General features: G+C 70.5%; 8 protein-coding genes. 6 read left to right on the plus strand and 2 right to left on the minus strand.

The features are described from left to right. Positions 1-2: 2 nt before the first annotated feature. Genes ccrA through LMU33_RS37815 form a run of 3 tightly spaced genes read left to right on the plus strand, consistent with a single transcriptional unit; the run spans position 3 to position 3,233 of the window. Entirely contained in the window at positions 3-1,361 is a 1,359-nt protein-coding gene (gene ccrA / locus LMU33_RS37805; protein ID WP_228626051.1) for a crotonyl-CoA carboxylase/reductase, read from the plus strand. A 1-nt stretch (position 1,362) separates the two neighbouring features. After that, positions 1,363-2,352: a 3-oxoacyl-ACP synthase III family protein gene (locus LMU33_RS37810; RefSeq protein WP_228626052.1), complete on the plus strand. Its 990-nt coding sequence runs from the start codon at positions 1,363-1,365 to the stop codon at positions 2,350-2,352. Further along, a complete protein-coding gene (locus tag LMU33_RS37815; RefSeq protein ID WP_228626054.1) occupies positions 2,349-3,233 on the plus strand; it encodes a 3-hydroxybutyryl-CoA dehydrogenase in 885 nt (294 codons plus the stop codon). The genes LMU33_RS37810 and LMU33_RS37815 overlap by 4 nt, the downstream gene beginning before the upstream one ends. A 64-nt stretch (positions 3,234-3,297) precedes the next feature. Here the strand turns inward: LMU33_RS37815 and LMU33_RS37820 are convergent, their stop codons facing one another. Both LMU33_RS37820 and LMU33_RS37825 read right to left on the minus strand, forming a co-directional pair. After that, positions 3,298-4,056 carry a thioesterase II family protein gene (locus LMU33_RS37820; RefSeq protein WP_228626056.1) on the minus strand — a complete coding sequence of 253 codons (759 nt, stop codon included), beginning with the start codon at positions 4,054-4,056 and terminating at the stop codon, positions 3,298-3,300. A 38-nt stretch (positions 4,057-4,094) separates the two neighbouring features. After that, positions 4,095-5,603, minus strand: a complete 1,509-nt coding sequence (locus tag LMU33_RS37825; protein WP_308280841.1) for an FAD-dependent monooxygenase — start codon at positions 5,601-5,603, stop codon at positions 4,095-4,097. A 479-nt stretch (positions 5,604-6,082) separates the two neighbouring features. On the opposite strand from LMU33_RS37825, the gene LMU33_RS37830 reads away from it, so the two are divergent. The 3 genes from LMU33_RS37830 (at position 6,083) to LMU33_RS37840 (ending at position 9,390) form a co-directional block, all read left to right on the plus strand. After that, positions 6,083-7,660, plus strand: a complete 1,578-nt coding sequence (locus tag LMU33_RS37830) for an acyl-CoA carboxylase subunit beta (RefSeq protein ID WP_228626060.1) — start codon at positions 6,083-6,085, stop codon at positions 7,658-7,660. 279 nt (positions 7,661-7,939) lie between these two features. After that, complete coding sequence (locus LMU33_RS37835) at positions 7,940-8,458, plus strand: toxin-antitoxin system HicB family antitoxin (protein WP_228626062.1); 519 nt, start codon at positions 7,940-7,942, stop codon at positions 8,456-8,458. An 89-nt stretch (positions 8,459-8,547) separates the two neighbouring features. Beyond that, the gene (locus LMU33_RS37840; RefSeq protein WP_228626064.1) at positions 8,548-9,390 is read left to right on the plus strand and encodes a DUF4097 family beta strand repeat-containing protein; all 843 of its coding nucleotides are present in this window, start codon (positions 8,548-8,550) and stop codon (positions 9,388-9,390) included. Positions 9,391-9,574: the final 184 nt, after the last annotated feature.

A 9,574-nucleotide genomic window follows, 5' to 3' on the forward strand; every position in this document is an offset into this window, starting at 1 on the left:
TCATGGATTCTTTGACAGAAGCCCTGCTGTCTGGGGCCGGCCCGGAAGAGATCGGGCGACACGAACTTCCATCGGAATACGAGGCAGCACATCTCCTGGCCTCGGACCTCGGCATGTTCGACGGCGTGGAGGACAAGGACGTCCGCAAGTCGCTGCATGTCGGGCGGGTCCCGATGCCGGACCTCGCCCCGGACGAGGTGGTCGTCGCCGTCATGGCGAGTTCCATCAACTACAACACGGTGTGGTCGGCGACGTTCGAGCCGGTGCCCACGTTCGAGTTCCTCAAGCGCTATGCCCGCCAGGGCGGGTACGCCGCCCGGCACGACCTGCCGCACCAGGTCGTGGGGTCGGACGCGGCCGGGGTCGTCGTACGGGTCGGGGCCGGGGTACGGCACTGGAAGGTGGGCGACCACGTCGTCGCCAGCTGTGTCCAGGTCGACGAGCAGGAACCGGCGACGCACGCCGACGCGATGCTCGGCTCGGGACAACGGATCTGGGGTTACGAGACGAACTTCGGCGGGCTCGCCCACTACGCGGTGGTGCGCGCGAGCCAGCTGCTGCCCAAGCCGGCGCATCTGACCTGGGAGGAGTCGGCGGGTGTGCTGCTGACCGCGGCGACCTCGTACCGGATGCTGGTCAGTGACAACGGCGCGCGGATCAAGCAGGGCGACATCGTGCTCATCTGGGGTGCGACAGGCGGTCTCGGCGCCTTCGCGGTGCAGATGGTGAAGAACGCGGGCGGTATCGCCGTCGGCGTGGTCAGCTCCGAGCGCAAGGCCGAGGTGCTGCGCCGCCTCGGCTGCGACGTGGTCATCAACCGCAACGAGATCGGCATGGGCGGCGACGACGCGCTCACCCCGGAGCGCACGATCGAGCTGGGCAAGCGGCTCGGGCGGGAGATCCGGCGGCAGGTCGGCGAGGACCCGCACGTCGTGTTCGACTACGTCGGACGGGCCACGTTCGGGATCTCGGTGTTCGTCGTACGCAAGGGCGGGGTGGTCGTCACCTGCGGGTCGAGCACGGGCTACGACCACCATTTCGACAACCGTTACCTCTGGATGAACCTCAAGCGGATCGTGGGCAGTCACGCCGCGAACCTCCAGGAGCAGGCGGAGTGCAACCGGCTCTTCCGGCTGGGACATCTCTCCCCCGTTCTCTCCGAGGTGTTTCCGCTGAAGGAAGTGGGCGAGGCCGCACGGCTGGTCCAGATGAACCGGCACACCGGAAAGGTCGGCGTGCTCTGCCTCGCGCCCGAGGAAGGGCTCGGCGTCACCGATCCCGAACTGCGCAAGAAGATCGGGGCGGCGCGGCTCAACCCGCTGCGCGGCTCTGGTGTGCCCGATACCGCAGAGGTGTCATGACATGGGGATCGGAATACTCTCCACCGGCTCCTACCTGCCCAAGCACGAGGTGGGCAACGAGGAGGTCGCCGAGCGCGTCGGCGTCACCGCGGAGTGGATCGAGCGCAAGACACAGATCCGGTCACGCCGCTACGCGGCCCCGCACGAGGCGACGTCCGACCTGGCGGTGAAGGCCGCCGAACGCGCGCTGGAGCAGGCGGAGCTGACCGCGGAGCAGATCGACTACATCATCGTCTCGACCTCCACCGGGGACTTCCCGCAGCCGCCCACGTCGTACCTGGTGCAGCACGGCCTGGGCGCCTACGGTGCGGCCTGCTTCGACATCAATGTCGTGTGCAGCGGCTTCGTCTACGCGCTGTCGCTGGCCCACAGCCTGGTGACCGTGCGGCCGGACACCCGGGTGCTGGTGATCGGGGCGGACGTGTACTCGCGGATCCTGGACTTCACCGACCGCAAGACGGCCGTCCTGTTCGCCGACGGCGCCGGAGCCGCGGTCGTCGCGGAGGTACCGGAGCCGTACGGGATCATCGCCGGCGACCTGTCCAGCCGCGGCGACGCACACCACCTCATCCGTGTCGAGGCCGGCGGCAGCCGCAAGCCGGCGTCGGCGGCGACCGTCGCGGAGGGCGACCACTTCTTCAGGATGGACGGCCGCGGGGTACGCGACTTCGTCGCCGAGCACGTGCCGCCGGCGCTGCTCGCGCTGGCGCGCAGGGCCGGCGTGGACATCGCAGCGGTCGACCACTTCATACCGCACCAGGCCAACGGCGTGATGCTCGGCGAGGTCGTCGAGCGCACCGGGCTGGGCGCCGCGCAGACCCACCGCACCCTGATCAGGTACGGCAACGTCGGCAGTGCCTCGGTGCCGGTCGCACTCGACGAGGCCAACCGCACGGGAGCGCTGTCGCCGGGCGACCTGGTGCTGCTCGCCGGGTTCGGCGGCGGCATGTCGATCGGAGCATCACTTCTGACCTGGGGGGCCCACGCATGACCACGTCCACGCAGAACACCGGTACGGACATCGACCGGGTGGGTGTCGTCGGCAGCGGCATCATGGGCACCGGCATCGCCGAACTGTGCGCGAAGGCCGGGCTGAACGTGACGGTCGCCGTGTTCTCCGAGTCGTCGCTGGTGACGGCGCCGCAAAAGCTGGCCACGTCCCTCGACCGGGGCGTGGCCAAGGGCAAGCTGACCGAGCAGGAGCGCGACGCGGCGCTGGGCCGGGTGTCGTACACCCGTGACCTCGCCGAACTGGCCGACCGACAGCTGGTGATCGAGGCGGTCAAGGAGGACGAGCAGCTCAAGCTGGACCTCTTCGCCACCATCGACAAGATCGTCGAGGACCCGGACGCCATCCTGGCGACCAACACGTCCTCGATCCCGGTCGTACGGCTCTCCGCCGCGACCCGCCGCCCGGGCCAGGTGCTCGGCATGCACTTCTTCAACCCGGTGCCGGCGCTGCCGCTCGTCGAACTCGTCGCCTCGGTGCTGACGGACGAGGCGGTGAGCGCGCGGGCGCTGGCCTTCGTCCGCGACGTCCTGGGCAAGAAGCCGATCGCCTCGCCGGACCGGGCGGGCTTCCTGGTCAACGCGCTGCTGTTCCCGTACCTGCTGTCCGCCGTCCGGATGGTCGAGTCCGGCCTGGCGACGGCCGAGGTCGTCGACCAGGGCATGGTGCAGGGCTGTTCGCATCCGATGGGTCCGCTGCGGCTCGCCGACCTCATCGGCCTGGACACGACCGTGTCCATCGCGCAGGCCATGTACGAGGAGTTCAAGGAGCCGCTGTACGCACCTCCGCCGCTGCTGCTGCGCATGGTCGAGGGCGGTCTGCTGGGCAAGAAGTCGGGCCGCGGTTTCTACACGTACGCGTGAGGGATGCGCGAGGGGCCCGGCCGACCGTTCACGGTCGGCCGGGCCCCTCGCTGCAGGCGGCCGGTCAGGAAACGGCGGCCTGCGTGAGCAGCCCCTCGGTGACGGCCGCGGCGACCCCGTCGAGGTGGTCGAAGAGGTAGAAGTGGCCGCCGGAGAAGACCTTCACATCGAAGTCGCCGGTGGTGTACGCCCGCCAGGTCCGAACATCCTCGACCGTCGTCATCGGGTCGCTGTCCCCGGTCAGGGCGGTCACCGGAGCGGTGAGCGGCTCACCCCCGTGCCAGCTGTACGTGCCGAGGGCCCGGTAGTCGGCGCGCAGCGCCGGCAGCACCAGCTCCAGGAGGTCGGGGTCGTCGAGCATGGCCTGGTCGGTGCCGCCCAGCCTGCGCACGTCGTCCAGCACCTCGGCGTCGCCGAAGAGGTGGTAGGGGGCGCTGTCGGTCTCCGGGCCGCCCCGGCCGGACAGGAACAGCCGCTGCGGGCCCGGCAGTTCACCCCGGGCGAGCAGCAGGGCCGTCTCGAACGCGACGAGCGCGCCCATGCTGTGGCCGAACAGGGCGTACGGCCGTCCGGGGTCCGCGGCCAGTTCCCGGGTCAGCTCCGCGGCCACCGCCTCGATGAGCGGGGTCAGGGCCGTGAACGGCGTTTCGCCGTAGCGGTCCTGGCGCCCGGGGTACTGCACGGACACCACGTCGAAGTTCGCGGGCAGCGTGTGCGCCAGGTCCTTGAACGCCGTAGCGGAGCCCCCCGCATGCGGGAAGCACACGAGCCGCGGCCCGTCCCCCGCGGCCGTGGTGAAGCGTCGGAACCACGTGCTGGTCACTGTCGGTGTGTCCCTTCGTCCGTTCGTCTCGGTGTGTGTCACCCCTGCAGGGCCGGGCCGAACCAGGTGGTGAGGGCGGTGCGGAGGGCGCTGGTGTCGGGTGTGTCGTCGTCGGTCGCCCAGGCGATGTGGCCGTCGGGGCGGATGAGGAGTGCGGTGGGGGCGGGGATGTCGCCGAGGGCGGGGACGGTCCAGTGCTCCTCCTCGCTGCGTGCCTCGGCGAGGTCGACGCGGTCGGCCCAGCCCTTGGCCACCGCCGTCACCTCGGCGCTGCCGTGCAGGTCGAGCAGGACGGGCCGGCCGGCGTGGAGGAGTTCGTAGACGCGGCTGACGCCCTCCGGCGTGCCGAGGTCGGCGTCGGGGACGCGGCGGCCGGTCAGCGGGTGGTCGGAGTCGGTGGGGTAGCGGATGTCGAGTGCGTTGAGCAGGTGGCGCAGGTACTGGTTGACCTCGTCGAAGACCATCAGCGAACCGAAGACGTCGCGGAGCGCGTCGGTCTGGGGGCCGGGACGGACGAGGGCCGATTGTGCGCGGGTGTTGTGCAGGACGCGTTCGGCGACGGGGTGGCGTTCGGCGTGGTAGGTGTCCAGGAGGCTTTCGGGTGCGTGGCCGTGGACGACGGAGGCGAGCTTCCAGCCGAGGTTGACGGCGTCCTGGACGCCCATGTTGAGTCCTTGGCCGCCGGCGGGGAAGTGGATGTGGGCGGCGTCGCCGGCGAGCAGGATGCGGCCCGTCCGGTAGCGGTCGGCCTGGCGCGCGGCGTCGCTGAAGCGGGAGACCCAGCGGGGGTTGCGCATGCCGAAGTCGGTGCCCGCAACCCTGATCAGGGATTCTCGCAGCTGCTCGAAGGTGACGGGTTGGTGGTCGGGGACGCGGTCGAACTCGGAGGTGATGACGCGGTGCCAGCCGGGTTCGAAAGCGATGGCGGAGTAGTCGCCGACCGGCGTGCGGCGTACCCAGACGTAGTCCTCGGGCAGGTCGGGAAGTTCGACGTCGCCGATGAGGGCGGTCATGGTGGGTTCGGTGCCGGGGAAGTCGATGCCCGCGAGCTTGCGGACGGTGCTGCGTCCGCCGTCGCAGCCGACGAGGTAGCGGGCGCGCAGCACCTCGGGTGCCGTCGCCGTGGCCAGCTCGATGGTCACGCCGTCCTGGTCCTGGCTGATCCCGCTCACCTCGCACGAGCGGCGCACCCGCACACCGAGTTCGGCGGCCCACTCCTCCAGCAGCCGCTCGATGGCGGACTGCAGGATCATCAGCGGGTACGGGTGCCTGGACTCGGACTCGTCGAATTCCAGGTAGAGGCCGGAGAAGTGGCCCACGGGCTGTAGTTCGCCTTCGGCGAGGAAGCGGTCGAGGACGCCGCGTTGGTCGAGGACTTCCAGGGTCCGGGAGTGTATGCCGCCGGCGCGGGACTCGCCCGACCGCTCGGCGAGCTTCTCGACCACCGTGACGTCGGTGCCTGCCAGGCGCAGTTCGCAGGCGAGCATCAGGCCCGTGGGCCCGGCGCCCGCGATCACCACATCCGTGTCCGTGCGGGTGTCTCCCACGTCGTTCCCCCTCATTCCACTGAGCCTCTGACGTCGTTCCGTCACCTCCACGTTCACGCACGTGGATCAGTGCTTCAAGACAACTCGGTGCCGGTACGGTGCCCACCACTGTCGACTTGCCTTGTCCCGCCGGCGGGACAGGCCTACGGGGCTCCAGGGCGCCGAGCGGGGCGGCGGCCGGGCACCCCGTCCAACCGGCAGCGGGCACACGCCGGAGGCCCGCCGGTGCCCTCGGGGGATGGTGGGGGACGCCGGCGGGCGTTTCGGTGCTCCGCGAAGGCTCATGGCCGTCGCACCGGAGCTCACGACCGGGAGCGTCCCCTTCCGTGCTCGACGGATGCTCGCGGGGCGGTGGAGAGCCGGTGCGGGCGGAGCGGTCGTCATCCAGCGCTCCAACCGGCTTCGAGTGACATGGCGGAGGCTGGCCGCTGGTTCATCACGACAGATGGTTCATCACGACGGCCGGAAAGGGGAAACCCATGACCGCCCTGGACGACATGCCGGTCGGGCAGCAGCGCGGAACGGTCGCCGAACTCGAGGCCATACGTGACGCCATGCGCCGAGGGCCCAGCGACAAGGCCACCGAGGCGCAGCACGCCAAGGGCAAGCTCACGGCCCGCGAGCGGCTCCAACTCCTCTTCGACGACGGCCGGTTCACCGAGGTCGAGGGGCTGCGCAGACACCGGGCGAGCGGCTTCGGCCTGGAGGACAAGCGCCCTTACACCGACGGCGTGGTCACCGGTTGGGGCCGGGTGTTCGGACGTACCGTCTTCGCGTACGCCCATGACTTCAGGATCTTCGGAGGCTCCCTCGGCGAGGCGCACGCCGAGAAGATCCACAAGATCATGGACATGGCCGCCACCGCAGGGGCCCCGATCGTGGGCCTGTGCGACGGCGCCGGGGCGCGCATCCAGGAAGGCGTGACCGCGCTCGCCGGGTACGGCGGGATCTTCCAGCGCAACGTCCGCAACTCCGGGGTCATCCCGCAGATCAGCGTCATGATGGGCCCCTGCGCGGGCGGGGCGGCCTACTCCCCGGCGCTGACCGACTTCGTGTTCATGGTGCGCGGCACCTCGCAGATGTTCATCACGGGGCCGGACGTGGTGCAGGCCGTCACCGGGGAGCAGATCAGCCATGACGAGCTGGGCGGCGCCGACGCCCACACCGGTCTCTCCGGAGTCGCCGGATTCGCCTACGACGACGAGGAGAGCTGCCTCGCCGACGTCCGCTACCTGCTGTCCTTCCTGCCCGCGAACAACCATGAGCTGCCGCCGTCGGAACCCTGCGCCGACCGGCCCGACCGGCTCACCCCGGCCGTGCGCGACCTGGTGCCGTCCGACGAAAAGAGCGCGTACGACGTGCGCGAGGTCATCGAGGAGCTCGTCGACGTCGGCGACTTCTTCGAGGTGCACGAGGCATGGGCGCCCAACGTGGTGTGCGCCCTGGCCCGTCTGGACGGCCATGTCGTCGGCATCGTCGCCAACCAGCCCGCCTCGCTCGCCGGGGTCCTCGACATCAAGGGCAGCGAGAAGGCGGCCCGCTTCGTGCAGATGTGCGACTCCTTCAACATCCCGCTCGTGACCCTCGTGGACGTGCCGGGATTCCTGCCCGGCGTCGACCAGGAGCACGGCGGCATCATCCGGCACGGCGCGAAACTCCTGTACGCGTACTGCAACGCGACGGTTCCCCGCATCCAGCTGATCCTGCGCAAGGCCTACGGCGGCGCGTACATCGTCATGGACTCGCGGTCCATCGGCTCGGACGTGTCGCTGGCCTGGCCCGGCAACGAGATCGCGGTGATGGGGGCGGAGGGCGCCGCGAACGTCGTCTTCCGGCGCGAGATCGCGGCCGCGGCCGATCCCGACTCCGCCCGCAGGCAGCACATCAAGGAGTACCGGGACCAGCTCATGCACCCGTACTACGCCGCCGAACGCGGCCTGGTGGACGACGTCATCGACCCCGCGGAGACCCGCGTCAGGCTGATCGACGCGCTTGCCGTGCTGCGCACCAAGTACGTGGCGCAGCCCTCCCGCAAGCACGGGAACCAGCCCCAGTGACCTGCAGGCCCCGCACCGGGCGAACGGTCGGTGGAGAACCCGCTGCCTGACGCGTATGCCACCCGACGCCACATGGCGCCGGGTGGCACCGCTTGGCATTATTTGGTGCCATCCGGCGCCATTTCGCGCTTCCAAAGGTGCGTGAGCGCGCTTGCCGCGGCCATGGCCCAGGTCATCGCCTAGGCGTTTCCGCGGGTAGGACGCCCGATCCTCGCGACTGTCCCCGCGAGGCGCCATGCAGACTTGCGCATGGCGCCATGATGCTGCCATGATGACGTCATGGACCTCACGCCGTATGTCGACACACTCCGCCGTGAACTCGCGGTGGCCGCCGAGGCCGGCGGGGAAGACGCCCGCGAGCTGGCCGAGCGACTCACCGCTCCTTTGGAGTCGGCGACCCGGCTGACCCTGCTCAACGTGCTCTCCGCGGCGATGGACGAGATCACACGCGAGCTTGCGCCCGGTTCGGTCGACGTACGACTGCGCGGGCTGGAGCCCGACTTCGTGGTGACGCCACCGCCGACCGACGGCGGCGCCATCGCGGAGCCGGCCGCGCCCGTCGAGCCGTTCAGGACCCCGGTCCCGGCCGACGGCGACGAGGGCGGCACCGCCCGCGTCAATCTGCGTCTGCCCGCGCACCTCAAGGCGCGTGCCGAGGAGGCCGCGAGCCGCGAGGGCCTGTCGGTCAACGCCTGGCTGGTGCGGGCCGTGTCGGCCGCCGTCGAGGGCGGCACCCGCCCGCGTACACCGGAGCGGGCCCAGGCCGTCGGTCAGAGCTTCACGGGCTGGGTGCGCTAGCCGCGCACCCTTGCCCGCGCCACTTCGCCCACACCACATCACGTCCCACCGGCGGGGACGTCCTGAAGACTCACGAGGACGGGACAGCCATGCCTTCTTTCGACACTCCCGAAGCGATCGCGGTCACCGCGCGTGTGGAAGCCGGTTCCATCCAGTTCACCGCGGGCGAGCGGGCCGACACGGTCGTCGAGGTGCGGCCCCGTGACCCGAAGAAGAACCTGGACGTGCGCGCGGCCGAGCAGACCGAGGTCACCTACGCGAGCGGTGTTCTGACCGTCCGGACGCCCAAGTCCAGCCTGTTCGGCCGCACCGGCGTCGTCGATGTGACGGTCGACCTGCCCACGGGCTCGCGCATCGACATGACCGGTGCCTGGACCCAGGTGCTCGGCGAGGGCCGGCTCGGCGAGGTCCGCGTGAAGACCTCATCGGGTGATGTGCGCTTCGATGCGACCGGCCCGCTGCACCTGACCGCGTCGCACGGCTCGATCACCGTGGACCGCGCCGAAGGCCCGGCCGAGATCACCACCAGCTCCGGCAGCCTGCGCGTCGGCCTCGTGGACGGACCCGCCGTGCTGAAGAACTCCCACGGCACCACGACCGTCCGCGCCGCCACCGGCGAGCTGCGGGTCAGCGGCGCCAACGGCGACATCAGCATCGAGCGTGCCGAGGCCTCGGTGACCGCCACCACCGCCCACGGCACCTTGCGCGTGGGTGAAGTGGCCCGGGGCAAGGTCCAGTTGGAGACCGCCTACGGCGCCATCGAGGTCGGCGTCCGCCAGGGCACGGCCGCCTGGCTCGACGTCAGCTCGGGCTCCGGCCAGGTACGCAACACCCTCAACACCTCCGACAGCCCGGAGAAGACCGAGGACACCGTCGAGGTCCGCGCCCGCACCCGCCACGGCAACATCGACATCCGCCGCGCCAAGGCCTGAACCCCGGCCCCGCGAACTCGTCCCCACCCCGTACGCACTCAACGCCCGTACGCACTCCATCCCCGTACGCACTTCACTTTCACCTCAGCCTTCGAACAGGAGGGCCCCATGCCTTCATCTGTCATGCCCACGTCCAGGCGGGGCGACGGCCCCAAGCCGCCCGCCGCCATCTCCGCCGCCGGTT

Source organism: Streptomyces barringtoniae (genome assembly GCF_020819595.1).
Lineage (GTDB): Bacteria > Actinomycetota > Actinomycetes > Streptomycetales > Streptomycetaceae > Streptomyces > Streptomyces barringtoniae.

Bases quoted from the DNA above. Each gene is read 5' to 3' on its own strand.
- LMU33_RS37815 (WP_228626054.1), top strand. From the start codon at position 2,349: ATGACCACGTCCACGCAGAACACCGGTACGGACATCGACCGGGTGGGT.
- LMU33_RS37810 (WP_228626052.1), top strand. From the start codon at position 1,363: ATGGGGATCGGAATACTCTCCACCGGCTCCTACCTGCCCAAGCACGAG.
- LMU33_RS37840 (WP_228626064.1), top strand. From the start codon at position 8,548: ATGCCTTCTTTCGACACTCCCGAAGCGATCGCGGTCACCGCGCGTGTG.
- LMU33_RS37835 (WP_228626062.1), top strand. From the start codon at position 7,940: ATGGACCTCACGCCGTATGTCGACACACTCCGCCGTGAACTCGCGGTG.
- ccrA (WP_228626051.1), top strand. From the start codon at position 3: ATGGATTCTTTGACAGAAGCCCTGCTGTCTGGGGCCGGCCCGGAAGAG.
- LMU33_RS37830 (WP_228626060.1), top strand. From the start codon at position 6,083: ATGACCGCCCTGGACGACATGCCGGTCGGGCAGCAGCGCGGAACGGTC.